Here is a 17,081-nt window from a genome sequence, read left to right on the forward strand (position 1 = left end):
TAGGAGCGAGCCTGCTCGCGATAGCGATGGCACATTCAACATGCCATTGACTGACCCGACGCCATCGCGAGCAGGCTCGCTCCTACAGGTCATCATTCCCCCAGGTCCGTCCATCGGGCTGCGCCTACAGAACCCCGCTCCCCTGCCGATATACCCCCCATAAAACCAATGTGTGGTCCGGGGGAGTTGCAGCATGTACCAATGGCTGGCCGATAAACTGGGGAACGTACGCGTCAATCGCAAACTGGGCATCGGCTTCGGACTTGTGTTGCTGCTGACTTTACTGATCACCGTCACCGGCTGGACCGGCCTGAGCGATGTGACCAGTCGCGGCGATAAGCTGGGGTTCATTTCCGATATCAACGGACTGACCAAAGACCTGCGCATTGCCCGCCTGGACTACGAAATGCGCCGCGGCGAACAAGGCCCGGGCGCCGTCAACGACCTGCTGGGCAAGCTCGACAGCAGCCTGCAAGCCGCTCGCCGGATGATCGAACAATCCACCGATGTGGCCATGATCGACCAGCAACTGGCCGCGGTCAGTCAGTACAAGCAAGCCTTCGCCGCCATGACCCAGGCCGGCGCCAACCGCGAAGACGCCCGCAGCAAACTGGGCGCGACCGCCGACAATGCCGTGGCCAAGGTCGCCGACGTCGAAAAGTCCATGCTGCAAGGTGACAGCGTTGCGCAGTTCAACAGCGTGATCGACCTGAGCAAACTGATCCAGCAGGCGCGCTTTCAGGTGCGTGGCTACACCTACAGCGGCAAGGCCGAGGCCGAACAGCCCGCGCTGGACGCCATCGACAATGCCCTGAAATACCTGGAAAGCCTGCCGTCGAAACTGCCGGAACAGCACATCGCCAACCTGCAGCAAGCGACCGACTCGCTCAAGGCCTACCGTGCTGCGGTCAGCCAATACCGTGATTCCCAGGTCGCCAGTGCCGAAGCGCTCAAACGCATGGGCACCCAAGGCGAAATCCTGCTCGATGTGAGCAACAAGCTCACCCTGTCGCAAACCCTCGTGCGTGACACCGACGTGGCGCACGCCCGGAACATGCTGTTGCTGGCAACTGCCCTGGCACTGGTCTTCGGCCTGTTTGCCGCCTGGGCCATTACCCGGCAGATCGTGGTCCCGCTGAACCAGACCCTCAAAGTGGCCGAACGCATCGCCGCCGGCGACCTGACCCACAACCTGACCTCCAAGCGCCAGGACGAGTTGGGCCAGCTGCAACGCGCCATCCAGAGCATGACCCAGGGCTTGCGCGAACTGATCGGCGGCATCAGCGACGGCGTCACGCAAATCGCCAGCGCCGCCGAAGAGTTGTCGGCGGTCACCGAGCAGACCAGCGCCGGGGTCAACAGCCAGAAGGTCGAGACCGACCAGGTGGCCACCGCCATGAACGAAATGACCGCCACCGTGCAGGAAGTCGCACGCAACGCCGAGGAAGCCTCCGAGGCCGCCATCACCGCCGATCAACAGGCCCGTGAAGGCGACAAGGTGGTGGGCGAAGCCATCGTGCAGATCGAACGCCTGGCCAAGGAAGTCGGCAACTCCACCGAAGCCATGGGCGAGCTCAAGCGCGAAAGCGACAAGATCGGCAGCGTGCTCGACGTGATCAAGTCCGTGGCCCAGCAAACCAACCTGCTGGCGCTCAACGCTGCCATCGAAGCCGCCCGCGCCGGTGAAGCCGGACGCGGTTTTGCCGTGGTCGCCGACGAAGTCCGCAGCCTGGCCCAACGCACCCAGAAGTCCACCGAGGAAATCGAAGAGCTGATCGTCGGCCTGCAAAACGGCACCCAGCAAGTGGCGACCATCATGGACAACAGCCGCAGCCTGACCGACAGCAGCGTCGAACTGACTCGCCGCGCCGGGAGCTCACTGGAAAGCATCACTCGCACGGTGTCAGCGATCCAGGCGATGAACCAGCAGATCGCCGCCGCTGCCGAGCAGCAAACCGCCGTGGCCGAAGAGATCAACCGTAGCGTGCTGAATGTGCGGGATGTGTCGGATCAGACGTCGGCGGCGAGTGAAGAGACCGCGGCGTCCAGTGTTGAGCTGGCGCGGCTGGGGACGCATTTGCAGATGCTGGTGGGTCGGTTCAAGGTTTAAGGCGATTCAATAACCTCGGTTCACTCCGAACCGAGGTGATGCCATCGCGAGCAGGCTCCCTCCCACAGGGGTTATGCGTCGAACACGAATGTTGTGTTCACCGCCGATCAATGTGGGAGCGAGCCTGCTCGCGATGGCGGTTCATCAGGCGCTGAAGTTACAGAACCTGCCGCAAAAAGGCCTGCGCCCGCGGATCCTTCGGCGCATCGAAGAACTGCGCCGGCGAAGCATCTTCCAGCAACTTGCCATGATCGAAGAACAACACCCGGTCCGCCACTTCCCGCGCAAAGCCCATTTCATGGGTCACGCAGACCATGGTCATACCTTCCACGGCCAGGTTCTTCATCACGTCCAGCACCTCACCGACCATTTCCGGGTCGAGTGCCGAGGTCGGTTCGTCGAACAGCATGACTTTCGGCTCCATCGCCAGCGCCCGGGCAATCGCCACGCGCTGTTGCTGGCCGCCTGACAAGCGCGAAGGAAATTCGTGGGCCTTTTGCGCAATCCCGACCTTTTCCAGCAGCGCCAGGGCCTTGGCCTCGCGCTCTTTCTTGCCGCGCTTGCGTACGACTTTCTGCGCCAGGCACAGGTTTTCCAGCACGGTCATGTGCGGAAACAGGTTGAAATGCTGGAACACCATGCCGACTTCCCGACGATAGGCGTTCACGTCGGTTTTCGGGTCGGCCAGTTGCAGGCCATCGATGCTCACCGAGCCGGAGTCGAATGTTTCCAGGCCATTGAGGCAGCGCAGGAAGGTCGATTTTCCGGAGCCGGACGGGCCGATCACCACCAGCACTTCGCCCTTGGCAACGTTAGTGGAAACGTTATCCACCGCGCGGACCACCTGGCCACGGGTGTCGAAGACTTTTACCAGATCGCGGACTTCAATCACTTTGCGCGAGCCTCCGCTCAAGCCGGCCGGCGATTTTCGACAGCGGCAGGTTGATCAACAAATACAGACCGGCAACGCAGAACAGGATTTCGAACGGCGAAAACGAGGTGGTGATGACTTCACGGCCACTTTTGAGCAGTTCGGTAATCGCGATGACCGATACCAGCGACGTGTCTTTCACCAGGCTGATGAACTGCCCGGCCAGCGGCGGCAGCACGCGCTTGAACGCTTGCGGCAGGACCACGTGACGCATCGACTGGCCGGCGCTCAAACCCAGGGAGCGCGCGGCTTCGTTCTGGCCACGGGCAATCGACTGCACGCCGGAACGAATGATTTCCGCCACGTAGGCGCCGGTGAACAGCGACAGCGCGGCGATCCCGGCGAACTCCCGCGACAGGTTCATCACCGTGCCAATGAAGAAGTAGAAAATGAAGATCTGTACCAGCAGCGGCGTGCCGCGCACCAGTTCGACGTAGATGGTCGAGAGGTCGCGCAGGGTCGGGTTGTTCGACAGCCGGCACAGGCCTGTCGCGAGGCCGATCAGCAGCCCGAGAACGCCAGATACCACGGACAGCCACAAGGTGGTCCAGAGCCCCCACATCAACGGTCCCGCGGCCCAGTGACGGGTCACGCCGATGACATCGCCTTCAGCCACATCATCGCCCTGGGCGACTTGCAGGCTGTTTTCGTCGACGCTCAGGTGTTGCTCATCACCGGCGTCGTTGCGCAGGGTGACTTCAGCCTTGTCGCCCTTGCGCAACAGTTCGCTGACGGTGGAGATGTCCGCAGCACGCTGGGTCTCTTCGGCATGGTAGGCGAAGTACTGCGGCACACGATTCCAGCGCCATTCGTAGGACATCAGCGAGGTGGCGTAATACAGCGCGCCGGCCAGGCCGATCAGCACCAGCACGGTCAGGGCGTGCCAGGGCCATTGGGCTTTTCTTTGTTTCATTGCAAGTTCCGGATTCTGTGTTGCCTTGGAGGCCCTCATCGCGAGCAGGCTCACTCCTACATTGGAATGCGTTCACCTGTAGGAGTGAGCCTGCTCGCGATTGAGGCGACGCGGTCAGTCTGACCGGCGCTTATTCCATGTCCTTGAGCCACTCGCTGCTCTTGAACCACTTGTCATGGATGCGATCGTAGGTGCCGTCTTCGTGGATCTGGTGCAGGAAGTTGTTGATGAAGTTGATGCTGTCGTAGTCACCCTTCTTCAAACCGAAGGCCAGCGGTTCGTAGGTGAACGGCTTGTCGAGGAATACCAGTTTGCCGTTGCCGACCTTGTTCAGCGCCACGACGTTGTAAGGCGCGTCGTAGATGAAGGCGTCAGCCTTGCCGTTGACCACGTCGAGCACCGCTTCCTGCTCATTGTCGTAGCCGTGGTACTTGGCTTTGGAGATCAGCTTTTTGGCGACCATTTCGCCGGTGGTGCCGAGCTTGGAGGTGATGCGGTAGTCAGCGGTGTTCAGGTCTTTATAGGACTTGATGGTGCCTTCCAGATCCTTGCGGATCAGCAGCGTCTGGCCGACCACGATGAAGGGTTCGCTGAAGTTCAGGCGCAGGTTTCGCTCCTGAGTCAGGGTCATGCCGCTGCCGATCATGTCGAACTTATCGGTCAGCAGGGCCGGGATGATGCCGTCGTAACCGGTGGACACCAGCTCCAGCTTGACGCCCATGGCCTTGGTCATGGCTTTGAGGATGTCGACTTCGAAACCGATGATCTCGCCGCGCTTGTTGGTCATTTCGAACGGCATGTAGGTCGGATCCATACCGACCTTCAACGTGCCGCGCTTGACCGCGTCATCGATGGCACCGGCCTGCACCGTACTGACTGCAACCAATGCCGTGACGCCGACCAGCAGCATCGACAGATACTTCTTCATCTTCAAGTCCCCAAAACCATTGCGTTGTGAGGCGCGCAAAAATGGCGGCTCCCCAGGAGGAAACGCACCAATACGGACAAAAATTATCCGGGCACACCAATTCGGGGACGGATCCTAAACTACTCGCCCGTTTGCACAAGGGTTTGGGAACGATCAGGCAAAAAAAAGCCCCGCTGGCTAGCGGGGCTTATGTAGGAGCGAGCTTGCTCGCGATGGTCGTTAACGATTACGCGTTTTTACTGGTTGAACGCGGCGCTCTTGAATCCATCGCGAGCAGGCTCGCTCCTACAGTTTTTCAGGCCAGTTGCGCCTGCACGCTCAGCGGTTTGAGCGGCAGCAGCGGTGCATGGGGGTCGGCCTTGACCGACTTGCGCCATGCGCCCAGCCACTCGGCGTGGCCTTCGCTCCAGACCTGCTCATGCAGGCGAGCCAAGGCGACCGGGTCGCTCAGCAGTTGCACACGCTCGTTGTTGCTCAGGCCTTCCGGTCCGACTTTCATCGCGTGCCGTACCCGCTCGACCCGCAGCCATTCGATCGGCTCGGCCTGACGGTGACGGGAGGTCGCCAGCGAGCATGCCAGGGCATTCTGCTGTGGATCGACCACCGAACGGACGAAGCCGTCGTTCAGCGCGTGGTAACGGTTTTCGTGGGTGTACTGGTCGGTCGCCAGCAACGCTTGTGGCGGATTGTATTCCTCGGGAATCAGGAACAGGCTCTCGTCACGGGACTTGAGGCCCAGGCCGACACGGCTGGAAATCACCGACACCGGAATCGACAGCATCAACGAACCGACGATCGGTACCAGCCACCACAGGAAGCTCGGATTCAGCCAGATCACCAGCAGGGCCCAGAAGAAGCCCAGCACGGTTTGCGGACCATGGCGCTTGACCGCCTCGCTCCATGGCGTGGAGTCGTCGTCACGCTGCGGCGAGTTCCAGGTCGCGGCCCAGCCGAGGAACGCGGCGAGGACGAAACGGGTGTGGAAAATCATCCGCACCGGCGCCAGCAGCATGGAGAACAACATCTCCAGCAGCATCGACAACGTCACCTTGAACTTGCCACCGAACTCTTTCGCGCCCTTGGCCCAGATCAGGATGATGCTCAACAGCTTCGGCAGGAACAGCAGCACGATGGTGGTCGAGAACAGCGCAATCGCCTTGTCCGGATGCCATTGTGGCCACAGCGGGTAGAGCTGGCGCGGTTCGAGGAAGTATTGCGGCTCCATCAAGGTGTTGACCGCCAGCAGCGCCGTCGACAGCACGAGGAAGAAGAACCACAGCGGCGCCGACAGGTAGGACATCACGCCGGTCAGGAATACCGCGCGGTGCACCGGGTGCATGCCCTTGACCAGGAACAGGCGGAAGTTCATCAGGTTGCCGTGGCACCAGCGACGGTCACGCTTGAGTTCGTCCAGCAGGTTCGGCGGCAGTTCTTCATAGCTGCCTGGCAAGTCGTAGGCAATCCACACGCCCCAACCGGCACGGCGCATCAACGCGGCTTCAACGAAGTCGTGGGACAGGATCGCACCGGCGAACGCGCCTTTACCGGGCAGCGGCGCCAGGGCGCAGTGCTCGATGAACGGCTTCATGCGGATGATCGCGTTGTGGCCCCAGTAGTGCGATTCGCCCAACTGCCAGAAGTGCAGACCGGCGGTGAACAGCGGACCGTACACACGGGTGGCGAACTGCTGCATACGCGCATACAGGGTGTCCATGCCCGACGCACGTGGCGCGGTCTGGATGATCCCGGCGTCCGGCGTGGCTTCCATCAGGCGCACCAGGCTGGTCAGGCACTCGCCGCTCATCACGGAGTCGGCGTCGAGTACGACCATGTACTTGTAGTCACCGCCCCAGCGACGGCAGAAGTCGTCGAGGTTGCCGCTCTTGCGCTTTACGCGGCGACGGCGGCGGCGATAGAAGATCTTGCCGAAGCCACCGGCTTCGCGGCAGACATCCAGCCAGGCCTGCTGTTCGGCGACACAGATATCGGCGTCGTTACTGTCGCTGAGGACGAAGAAGTCGAAACGGTCCAGGTCTCCCGTGGCCGCAACCGACTCGAACGTCGCGCGCAGACCGGCGAATACCCGAGGCACGTCTTCGTTGCAGATCGGCATCACCAGTGCGGTGCGCGCGTCTTTCGGAATCGGCTCGTTGCCGGCGCTGGCACCGGAAATGCGGTATTTATCGTGACCGGTGAGCAACTCGAGGAAGCCCATCAGCGCGGTCCAGAAACCAGCCGAAACCCAGCAGAACAGAATCCCGAACAGGATCAGGATGCTGGTCTGCAGCGCATACGGCAGCACTTGGGTGGCCGTTTGCAGCAGCGGTTGGTGCAGGACTTCTTCAAGGTCGACGAACGACCAGCCCTGGTACGGCATGATGCCTTTCATGTACCAGCCGGCGACGATGGTCTGGCCAAGCATCAGCACTAGCAGAATGTAGCGTCGGATCGAACCAACGGTACGCCAGCGCGCCGCCGGCAGCACGTTCTCGTCTTTCGGCGGCTGCGGCGGATTGGTGCGACCGGTCAAACGACGCCAGCCGCGCACCAGGATGTTGGTGCGCCACGGCTCCGGCACGACCTTGGTCCGGCGAATCGGTGGGGTCGCCTTCAGGCAGACCCGACCGCTGGCATCGAGCGCCAGCATTTCCGCGTCCTGCAGTTCTTCGGCGGTGCTCAGGGTCAGGCGCTTGCCGACCGAAGCCTGGGCGGCTTCGCTCGGTGCGTCGAACGTCGAAGACGACAGACGCTCATGCAATTCGCTGAAGGACTTGCAGCCCGCGAGTTCCACGCGCTGCTGGTCGGTCATCGGCAGATGTGCCAGATACTCGGAAAGCGTCTCTGGCTGTACTTGAGAATTACTCATCGGCAGGCAACTGATAGCTCCAGGTCTCGGTCAGGACTTCTTCAGTCGGTGCCGATTCTGGTGTGGCTGGGGCGGCGTTGGCAGCAGCAGGCTGCTTGGCGTCGTTGTTCGCCTTGTCCTTGGCATCTGCGACTGGCTTGGCTTCAGCCTGCTTGGCTTCTGCGGCCTTCGCTTCCTTGTCCACTTTCTCCGCTTGCTTGGCGGCAACCTTGTCAGCCTTGGCAACGGAAGAGGTGGACGCCGGGATCGAAGTCTTGGCCAGATCGGCAGGCACGATGTTCTGCACCAGTGCAGCACGCATCTCGGTGGACTTGCTCGCGTCCTTGATCTTCATGCGCAAGGTCAGGCGCCAGCCCTTGGTTTCAGGGTTGTAGCGCACGCTGTTCTCGACCAGTTCGGCGTTTTCGCCGACGCTGACCTGACTGCGCACATCCGCATCCGATGGCAGTGCCGCCAGGGATGGACCTTCAAAATCCACCAGATAGGCGACGCTTCCGTCCGGCTGACGAATCAGGTTGGACTGTTTGACGTCACCGGTGGATTTCAGGGTCTGGTTGACCCAGGCGCTGTCCGGCGCGTGCAGCGCCGCCTCGTCCATGGTCCAGTGCATGCGATAGGCGAAGTCCAGCGGCTGGCCCGGCTCCGGCATCTTTTCCGGGCTCCAGAAAGCCACGATATTGTCGTTCGTTTCGTCGGCGGTCGGAATCTCGACCAGATCGACGGTGCCCTTGCCCCAGTCGCCTTTCGGTTCGATCCAGGCGCTTGGACGCTTGTCGTAGCGGTCGTCGAGGTCTTCGTAGTGGCTGAAGTCGCGGCCACGTTGCAGCAAGCCGAAACCACGCGGGTTCTCGACCGAGAAGTTGCTCACCGCCAGGTGTTTCGGGTTGTTCAGCGGACGCCAGATCCACTCGCCGTTGCCGGCATGGATCGCCAGGCCACTGGAATCGTGCAGCTCACGACGGTAGTTGAGGACTTTCGACGGCTGGTTGGCGCCGAACAGGTACATGCTGGTCAGTGGCGCGATGCCCAATTTGCCGACCTTGTCACGCAGGAACATCTGCGCCTTGACGTCGACAATGGTATCGCTGCCCGGACGCAGGGTCAGGCGATAGGCACCGGTCGCCCGTGGCGAATCCAGCAGCGCAAAAATCACCAGGTGCTTGTCGCCCGGTTTCGGCTGTTGAATCCAGAACTCGCGAAAACGCGGGAATTCTTCGCCGGACGGCAAGGCGGTATCGATTGCCATGCCGCGAGCGGACAAACCGTAGACATGGCCCTTGCCGACAACGCGGAAGTAACTCGCGCCGAGCATGGTCATGATTTCGTCTTGCTTGTCAGCCTTGTTGACCGGGTACAGCACGCGGAAACCGGCGTAGCCCAGTTGCTCAGTGGCCTTCGGGTCGAACTTGACGTCGCCGAAATCGAAACGACTCGGGTCGTATTTGATCTCTTCGACGGTGTTCGCGGTGATTTCGTTGATTTTCACCGGCGTATCGAAGTGCATGCCCTGGTGATAGAACGACAGCTTGAATGGGGTCTTCTGGTCCGCCCATTCGGCTTTTTCCGTCAGGAAACGAATTTTCTGATAGTCGGCGAATTTCATTTCGCGGAATTCGGTCGGCAGGTTACTGCGCGGCGCTTCGTACTTCTGACCGGCCAGCTCTTTTGCCTTGGCCGATACATCATCCAGATTGAATGCCCAAAGCTGGCCGGCGCTGAGCAGGCAGAGCAGTGCCGAACCCGCTACAAGAGCGCTACGTAACCGTTTGGCAGACAATTTTGGTGCGTTACAGGGACTAACAATCACGAGCAACCCTCGCCGAAAACAGATCAAAAAACCAACGGCCAGTTGAAGGGTCTGTACGGAATCCGGTACAAAAAAACCGGCCTTGCAGACCACTCTTGCCAAGTTGGCGAGCATTGTTCCGACTCCGATGGGGCTAAATGATTCCCCAAACGGTCCAGGACAAGTCTCTACCTAAGTCAAAATGGACCAACGAACGCTGATCCCCGTAGCGCGCGATTATCTAGTAGGCCGCGTTACAACGCATCAGGGGTAACAAAGTATTTATCGGGAAAAACGCCTGTTTTCAGTCGAAATGCGCTTAAAAAGATGTTTCAAGCGCTTTCAGGTCTGTAACAGGAAGGTTACCGGGCCATCATTGACCAGGTGCACCTGCATATCCGCGCCGAATCTACCTGATGCCACAGTGCCATGCACCTGTTTCGCTTTGCCTAATAGATAGTCGAAAAGCTCTTCGCCCAGGGCCGGAGGGGCCGCGGTCGAGAAACTCGGGCGCAACCCGCTCTTGGTGTCGGCGGCCAGGGTGAACTGCGAGACCAGCAGCAACCCGCCACCCACATCCGCCAGGGACAGATTCATCTTGCCCTCAGCGTCGCTGAACACTCGATAGTTAAGCAGCTTATTGAGAAGTTTGTCGGCGCTGGCACGAGTGTCCTCGGGCTCGACGGCAACCAGCACCAGCAACCCCTGGTCGACCGCACCAACGACCTCCCCCGCTACCTCGACTCGCGCGCCGCGCACGCGTTGCAGCAGGCCCTTCATGCTTCTTCGGGGGCCAGGTCGAGCAGACGTCGTGCCATCCGATCGGCAGCACGCACCAACGCATCGGTAATCCCGGGTTCGGCGGCGGCATGACCCGCGTCACGGATTATTTGCAGTTCGCTGTTCGGCCAGGCCTGGTGCAGTTCCCAGGCGTTATCCAGCGGGCAGATCACGTCATAGCGACCATGGATGATCACGCCGGGCAAATGGGCGATCTTGCCCATGTCGCGGATCAACTGATCGGGTTCAAGGAAGGCGTTGTTGGTGAAGTAATGGCATTCGATGCGAGCGATGGACAGCGCACGTTGAGGTTCGGAGAAACGATCGACCACCAGCGGATTCGGACGCAGGGTTGCGGTCCGGCCTTCCCAGGTGGACCAGGCCTTGGCCGCGTGCATCTGGGCGATCTGATCGTTGCCTGTCAGGCGTTTGTGGAAGGCGCTGAGCAAATCGCCACGCTCGTCCTGCGGGATCGGCGCGATGTAGTCCTGCCAGTAATCGGGGAACAGACGGCTGGCACCGGCCTGGTAGAACCACTCGATTTCCTGAGGGCGGCAGAGAAATATGCCACGCAGGATCAGACCGTGCACACGCTCGGGGTGGGTTTGCGCGTAGGCCAGCGCCAGGGTCGAGCCCCAGGAACCACCGAACAACACCCACTTGTCGATGCCCAGGTGCTCGCGGATTCGCTCAAGGTCGGCGACCAGATCCCAGGTGGTGTTGTTTTCCAGGCTGGCGTGGGGCGTGGAACGACCGCAACCACGCTGGTCGAAGGTCACGATGCGGTACAGGTTTGGATCGAAATAGCAGCGACTCGCCGCATCGCACCCGGCGCCGGGACCGCCGTGAATGAACACCACCGGCAATCCTTCCGGTGAACCGCTTTCGTCGACATACAGCGTGTGGGTCTCGTCGACGGCCAGATCGTGCCGGGCGTGGGGTTTGATCTGCGGGTACAAAGTCTGCATTGCGCGCTCCGTAAGGGGTCGAGGTCATCCCTGGGGGGACTTCTATTATTCTGCCGTCCGGCATCATAAACCCGAATTACGCGAATGAGCATGCCCTTGCAAAGTCAGAGTTTTGCCGCCCGTTTTTTCAGCCAGATAGGCGAGCAGCGTTTCATACAGTGCATCGACCTCGACAGCCTGCCCCCGCGCCCGTAAACAACCGTGAACCAAGCCATCGCCGTAATACAGTGTCGCTGCCACGCCAGCGGTGTTGAGTCGTTCGGCATACTGCACGCCGTCATCGCGCAGCGGATCGAACTGCGCCACGGCAATCCATGCCGGTGGCAATCCGCGAAAATTCCCGGCCAGCAACGGCATCGCATAAGCGCCCGGTTTTGCCGTAGCACGCAGATACAACGCCCGATAACAGTCCAGGTCGCTGCTGCTGAGCAACGGGGCGTCAGCGCATTCGCTGCGCGACGGTAACCGGTGATCCCCACCAAGCCCCGGATAAATCAGAACCTGCGCGCAAGGCACCGGTTCACCGGCATCGCGCAGCGCCAGACACAAGGCGGCGGCAAGATTGCCGCCAGCACTGTCACCGACCACCAGCGTGCGCTCGGGATCCAGCCGAAACGGCCCGGTGCGCAACGCCCTCCAGACAGTCAGGCAGTCATCGAGCGCCGCCGGAAACGGATGCTCCGGCGCCAGGCGGTAATCGACCGCGATCACCAGTACTCCGAGTGTCGAAGCCAGTTCGGCACAAATGAAGTCGTGAGAGTCCAGGTTTCCCACCACCCAGCCACCGCCGTGCATATAAACGATGCACGGCACACCTGTGGCAGAGGGCAAAACCGGTGGCTGGTACGAGCGAACGGGGACACCCGCCAACTCGAAATCGACCACGTACAGCCCCTCGGGGCGTGGCGGGGTAAATGCCCGGCACATCTCGCTGTAAGCCCGGCGCAATCCGTCCAGGCTGCTTTCGGTGCTGTTGAAGCTGACGGTTTTCTCGACAAAAGCCGCCATCTGTTCGGATAGAGGATAGGTTGCCATCAGTTTTTCAAACTGGCCTGAACCGTGGCCACGCCATCCTTGCCATCAACGCTGCTCACGCCCGCCAGCCAGCGTTGCAGGTCCTGCGGGTGCTCGCGCAACCATTTCTTGGCGACATCCTGAGGCGTCTGGCGCTCCATGATCGGCACCATCAATTGGCTTTCCTGGGCAGCGGTGAAGGTCAGGTTTTCCAGCAGGCGATAAACGTTCGGGCAACGCTCGGCGTAATCGGGCGCGGTTACGGAGGAAACGGTTGCCGCCCCTTCGTTCGGCCCGTAGACGTCTTCACTGCCGGTCAGGTAGGCGATGTTCATGTTGATGTTCATCGGGTGCGGGGTCCAGCCGACGAACACCACGAACTCCTTGCGGTTCACCGCCCTTTGCACCGCCGCCAGCATGCCGGCCTCACCGGACTCGATCAGCTTGAAGTCCTTCAGGCCGAAGTGATTGGTTTCGATCATGGTCTTGATCGTGGTGTTGGCGCCGCTGCCCGGTTCGATGCCGTAGATCTTGCCGCCGAGCTGATCCTTGAATCTGGCGATGTCGGCGAAGGTTTTCAGGCCGGCAGCCGCCACGTAATCAGGTACCGCGAGGGTCGCCTGGGCATCGGCCAGGCTTGGCTGATCCATGACCTTGACCTGATTGGCCGCCAGGAACGGTGCGATGTTCTTGTCCATCGCCGGTTTCCAGTAACCCAGGAAGATGTCCAGGCGCTTGTCGCGAATGCCGGCGAAAATGATTTGCTGCACGGCGCTGGTTTGCTTGCTTTGGTAACCGAGGCCATTGAGCAGCACGTCGGCCATGCCGCTAGTGGCGATCACGTCGGTCCAGTTGACCACGCCCATGCGCACGGTTTTACAGGAGGGGTCCTCAGCGGCCAGGACGCTGGTGCTCAGAAGAGCAGAACCGCAGAGGATTGAGAGACAGCGGATGAACAAACCTTTGATGCTTGTCATAGGGAGCATTCTCGTGCGGCAGCGGATTATTGTCGGACCGGTGTCTTTGTGCACCGTGAGCGAAACATTACGCAGCAGACGAGCGGTAAAAGCGACCTGTGGCGACCGTGTTTTGCACGGTGGCGACTGTCAGCACGCACACGAATCTGTGGCGAGACAAAATACCTGTGGGAGCGAGCCTGCTCGCGAAGGCGGAATATCAGCCAACTGAGATGTTGACCGATACATAGCTTTCGCGAGCAGGCTCGCTCCCACAGGGTTATTCGCCAGGTTCTAGCGGTTGTAGTGCTTTTTGCCCCAGGCCAGCAAGCCTTGCAGCAGTTCCTTCAATACCACTTGGGTAGGCTCCGCCAGATCCGCCCGATAGCGGAACGGCTCGAACTCTTCCATGTAGGTGCACTGGCCCAGTTCCAGTTGCACCGCATGAATGTTTTGCGCCGGGTTGCCGTAATGACGGGTGATGTGCCCGCCCTTGAAGCGCCCGTTCAGCACATGGCTGTATTCCGGGTGGCCAGCGCATATCGCCTCCAACTGCGAAGCCAGCTGCGGATCGCAACTGGCACCGTTGAAGGTGCCGAGGTTGAAGTCCGGCAGTTTGCCGTCGAACAGGTGCGGAATCAGCGAACGAATCGAATGCGCGTCGAACAGCAGCGCATAGCCGAACTCGGCCTTGAGTCGTGCCAGTTCCTGCTGCAGGGTGCTGTGATACGGCGTCCAGATCTGCTCCAGATACGTCGCGCGCTCTTCTTTCGAAGGCTCCAGCCCTTCGCGGAACAACGGCACGCCGTCGAACAGCGTCGCCGGGTACAGGCCGGTGGTGGCGCCCACGTACAAAGGCTTGTCGTCGGACGGACGGTTCAAGTCAATGACGAACCGCGAATACTCGGCGGCCAGGGTGCTGGCTCCCAGCTCGGCGGCGAAGTCGTAAAGCTGCGGGATGTGCCAATCGGTATCCGGCAGGCTCTTCGCCTGGGGGATCAATCCGGCTTCGACCGCCGGGGTCAGGCGCACACCGGCGTGGGGCATGCTGATCAACAGCGGCACGCGGCCTTGTTTGAAGTTCAGAACCTTATCCACAACTGCTCTCCTACAGGCTCGTTTCAACGCCGTGACGCACGACGCGTTTTTCCAGATCACCGCCCAGCCAGTACGACAGGTCGGCCGGACGATCGATTTGCCAGGCGACGAAATCCGCAACCTTGCCTGCCTCGATCGAACCGTGGGTGTCGGCCATGCCCAGTGCCGTAGCCGCATGAATCGTCGCGCCCGCCAGGGCTTCTTCCGGGGTCATGCGGAAACAGGTGCAGGCCATGTTCAGCATCAGGCGCAGCGACAGCCCCGGCGAGGTACCGGGATTGAGGTCGCTGGCGATGGCGATTTTCACGCCGTGCTTGCGCAGGGCTTCCATCGGCGGCAATTGGGTTTCACGCAGGAAATAAAAGGCGCCGGGCAGCAACACGGCGACGGTGCCGGACGCGGCCATGGCGATCGCGTCTTCTTCAGTCATGAATTCCAGATGATCAGCGGACAGGGCGTGGTAACGCGCCGCGAGGCTGGAACCGTGCAGGGACGACAACTGCTCGGCGTGCAGCTTCACCGGCAAGCCAAGTTTCTGTGCGGTGATAAACACTCGCTCGACTTGCGCCGGGGAAAACGCCAGGTACTCGCAGAAGGCATCCACCGCATCCACCAGCCCTTCAGCGGCCAGTGCCGGAAGCATTTCAGCGCAGATGTGATCGATGTAGTCGTCGGCGCGATCCTTGTATTCCGGCGGCAGGGCATGAGCGGCCAGGCAAGTGCTGCGCACGCTGATCGGCAGTTCGGCGCCGAGACGTCGGGCAACCCGCAGCATCTTGCGTTCGTTGGCCAGGTCGAGACCGTAGCCGGACTTGATTTCGATGCTGGTGACACCGTCACGCATCAGGCTTTTCAGACGTTTGGCGGCGCTGGCGAACAATTCGTCTTCGGTCGCGGAGCGGGTGGCGCGCACGGTACTGGCAATGCCGCCGCCGCTGGCGGCGATTTCGGCGTAACTGACGCCTTGCAGGCGCTGCTCGAACTCACCGCTGCGGTTACCGCCAAACACGGTATGGGTGTGGCAGTCGATCAGGCCCGGTGTGACCCAGGCCCCGTTCAAATCATTGACCGCAGGGTATTCGCCGGACGGCAGTTCACTGCGCGGGCCGACCCACTCAATGTGCGCACCGGACGTCACGATGGCCGCATCCTCGATGACCGAGTAGACGCCTTGCACCATGGTTGCGACGTGACAGTGTTGCCAGAGCGTTTTCATCCGTGGCCTCCGTTAGGTTATCGATGAGAAAAAGAAGGTTCCTGCTCTACCAGCACCGCCTTGCCTGCCGCCGGTTTCACCCACGTCAGGTAGGCCAGCACCAGCAATGCAATCCAGACCACGCCAACGATCAGAGCCGCCTGGGTGTCCGGGAAGTAACCCAGCACGCCGAAGATGAACAGCATGAAGGCAATCGCCGCCATCGGCGCATAGGGCCAGAACGGCACCGGGAATTTCAATTGCTTGACCTGCTCGGCGCTCATGGTGCGACGCATGGCCACCTGGGTCACCAGAATCATCAGCCAGACCCACACCGTGGCGAAAGTCGCGATGGAGGCGATCAGCAAAAAGACGTTTTCCGGAATCAGGTAGTTGAGCAACACGCCCAGCAGCAGTGCACCGCTCATCACCACGACAGTCAGCCACGGCACGCCGTTGCGCGACAAGCGGGCGAAGCCTTTGGGTGCATGTCCCTGCTGAGCCAGGCCATACATCATGCGGCCCGCGCCGAAGATGTCACTGTTGATGGCCGACACTGCCGCCGAGATCACCACGATATTGAGTATGGTCGCTGCCGAACTGATCCCCAGCTTGTCAAAAATCTGCACGAACGGGCTGCCTTGGCTGCCGATCTGCTGCCACGGGAAGATCGACATCAGCACCAGCATCGTCAGCACATAGAACAACAGGATACGCAGCGGTACGGCGTTGATCGCCCGGGGCAACACGTGTTGCGGATCTTTGGCTTCACCGGCCGTAACGCCGATGATTTCAATACCGCCAAAGGCGAACATCACCACCGCAAACGAAGCGATCAGGCCGCCCACGCCATTGGGCATGAAACCGCCCTGGGACCAGAGGTTGCTGATATCGGTTGCCTGGGCGCCGGGGGCGGTGCTGATACCAAACCACATGATGCCGAAGCCGCCCAGAATCATCGCCACGATGGCCCCGACCTTGAGCAGCGACAACCAGAACTCCATTTCACCGAAGACCTTGACGTTGCACAGGTTCAAGCCACCCACCACGGAAACGATGCCCAGCACCCAGATCCAGCGGGAGACCTCCGGAAACCAGAAGCCCATGTAAATGCCGAACGCGGTCACATCGGCCATACCGACGATGACCATTTCAAACGCATAGGTCCAGCCGAGGATAAAGCCTGCCATCGGGCCCAGATAAGTGCTGGCGTACTGGCCGAATGAGCCGGCCACCGGGTTATGCACAGCCATCTCGCCGAGGGCGCGCATGACCATGAACACCGCTGCACCGCCAATCAGGTAAGCGAGCAGGACCGCAGGACCGGCCATTTGAATGGCCGAGGCAGAACCGTAAAACAGCCCGGTGCCGATCGCCGACCCCAGTGCCATGAAGCGAATATGTCGGGCAGAGAGCCCGCGTTTGAGCCCTTTTGTTTGCGCTTGCATTGCTCGTCCCTAATTATTTTTATCGACGCAAAATCGATTCGCGGGCAAGCTCGCTCCCACAGGGATTGGATGAATACTGAAGATCCAA

At 60.8% G+C, this 17,081-nt stretch carries 13 protein-coding genes and 1 pseudogene; 2 read left to right on the top strand and 12 right to left on the bottom strand.

What is annotated here, in order from left to right; translation table 11 throughout:
- Positions 1-193: 193 nt before the first annotated feature.
- Together GPL81_RS31880 and GPL81_RS31885 are read left to right on the top strand one after the other, a co-directional pair.
- A pseudogene (locus GPL81_RS31880) lies at positions 194-1,255 on the top strand (methyl-accepting chemotaxis protein); the annotation flags it as partial.
- Between the two features lie 141 nt (positions 1,256-1,396).
- Positions 1,397-2,110, top strand: a complete 714-nt coding sequence (locus GPL81_RS31885; RefSeq protein ID WP_425502526.1) for a methyl-accepting chemotaxis protein — start codon at positions 1,397-1,399, stop codon at positions 2,108-2,110.
- Positions 2,111-2,267: 157 nt separating this feature from the next.
- On the opposite strand, the gene GPL81_RS04100 is transcribed toward GPL81_RS31885, so the two are convergent.
- The 12 genes from GPL81_RS04100 to GPL81_RS04155 form a co-directional block, all read right to left on the bottom strand.
- Positions 2,268-3,002: an amino acid ABC transporter ATP-binding protein gene (locus tag GPL81_RS04100; RefSeq protein WP_160105305.1), complete on the bottom strand. Its 735-nt coding sequence runs from the start codon at positions 3,000-3,002 to the stop codon at positions 2,268-2,270.
- Complete coding sequence (locus tag GPL81_RS04105) at positions 2,995-3,954, bottom strand: amino acid ABC transporter permease (RefSeq protein WP_160105306.1); 960 nt, start codon at positions 3,952-3,954, stop codon at positions 2,995-2,997. The genes GPL81_RS04100 and GPL81_RS04105 overlap by 8 nt, the downstream gene beginning before the upstream one ends.
- Before the next feature lie 130 nt (positions 3,955-4,084).
- Positions 4,085-4,882, bottom strand: a complete 798-nt coding sequence (locus tag GPL81_RS04110) for a transporter substrate-binding domain-containing protein (RefSeq protein WP_160105307.1) — start codon at positions 4,880-4,882, stop codon at positions 4,085-4,087.
- A 295-nt stretch (positions 4,883-5,177) separates the two neighbouring features.
- A complete protein-coding gene (mdoH, locus tag GPL81_RS04115) occupies positions 5,178-7,748 on the bottom strand; it encodes a glucans biosynthesis glucosyltransferase MdoH (RefSeq protein WP_160105308.1) in 2,571 nt (856 codons plus the stop codon).
- Positions 7,741-9,555 carry a glucan biosynthesis protein G gene (locus tag GPL81_RS04120; RefSeq protein WP_160105309.1) on the bottom strand — a complete coding sequence of 605 codons (1,815 nt, stop codon included), beginning with the start codon at positions 9,553-9,555 and terminating at the stop codon, positions 7,741-7,743. The genes mdoH and GPL81_RS04120 overlap by 8 nt, the downstream gene beginning before the upstream one ends.
- A gap of 321 nt (positions 9,556-9,876) precedes the next feature.
- A complete protein-coding gene (gene dtd / locus GPL81_RS04125) occupies positions 9,877-10,314 on the bottom strand; it encodes a D-aminoacyl-tRNA deacylase (protein WP_034148582.1) in 438 nt (145 codons plus the stop codon).
- On the bottom strand, positions 10,311-11,282 hold the full coding sequence (pip, locus tag GPL81_RS04130) for a prolyl aminopeptidase (protein WP_096513826.1): 972 nt from the start codon (positions 11,280-11,282) through the stop codon (positions 10,311-10,313). The genes dtd and pip overlap by 4 nt, the downstream gene beginning before the upstream one ends.
- A 63-nt stretch (positions 11,283-11,345) precedes the next feature.
- The gene (locus GPL81_RS04135) at positions 11,346-12,317 is read right to left on the bottom strand and encodes an alpha/beta hydrolase (RefSeq protein ID WP_160105310.1); all 972 of its coding nucleotides are present in this window, start codon (positions 12,315-12,317) and stop codon (positions 11,346-11,348) included.
- A complete protein-coding gene (locus GPL81_RS04140; protein ID WP_160105520.1) occupies positions 12,317-13,264 on the bottom strand; it encodes a choline ABC transporter substrate-binding protein in 948 nt (315 codons plus the stop codon). Before GPL81_RS04140 ends, GPL81_RS04135 begins: the two co-directional genes overlap by 1 nt.
- Before the next feature lie 282 nt (positions 13,265-13,546).
- The gene (hutG, locus tag GPL81_RS04145) at positions 13,547-14,350 is read right to left on the bottom strand and encodes an N-formylglutamate deformylase (protein ID WP_160105311.1); all 804 of its coding nucleotides are present in this window, start codon (positions 14,348-14,350) and stop codon (positions 13,547-13,549) included.
- Positions 14,351-14,360: 10 nt separating this feature from the next.
- The gene (gene hutI, locus GPL81_RS04150) at positions 14,361-15,566 is read right to left on the bottom strand and encodes an imidazolonepropionase (RefSeq protein WP_160105312.1); all 1,206 of its coding nucleotides are present in this window, start codon (positions 15,564-15,566) and stop codon (positions 14,361-14,363) included.
- A 17-nt stretch (positions 15,567-15,583) separates the two neighbouring features.
- On the bottom strand, positions 15,584-16,993 hold the full coding sequence (locus GPL81_RS04155; protein WP_160105313.1) for an amino acid permease: 1,410 nt from the start codon (positions 16,991-16,993) through the stop codon (positions 15,584-15,586).
- Positions 16,994-17,081: the final 88 nt, after the last annotated feature.

The organism is Pseudomonas izuensis, from assembly GCF_009861505.1.
GTDB lineage: Bacteria > Pseudomonadota > Gammaproteobacteria > Pseudomonadales > Pseudomonadaceae > Aquipseudomonas > Aquipseudomonas izuensis.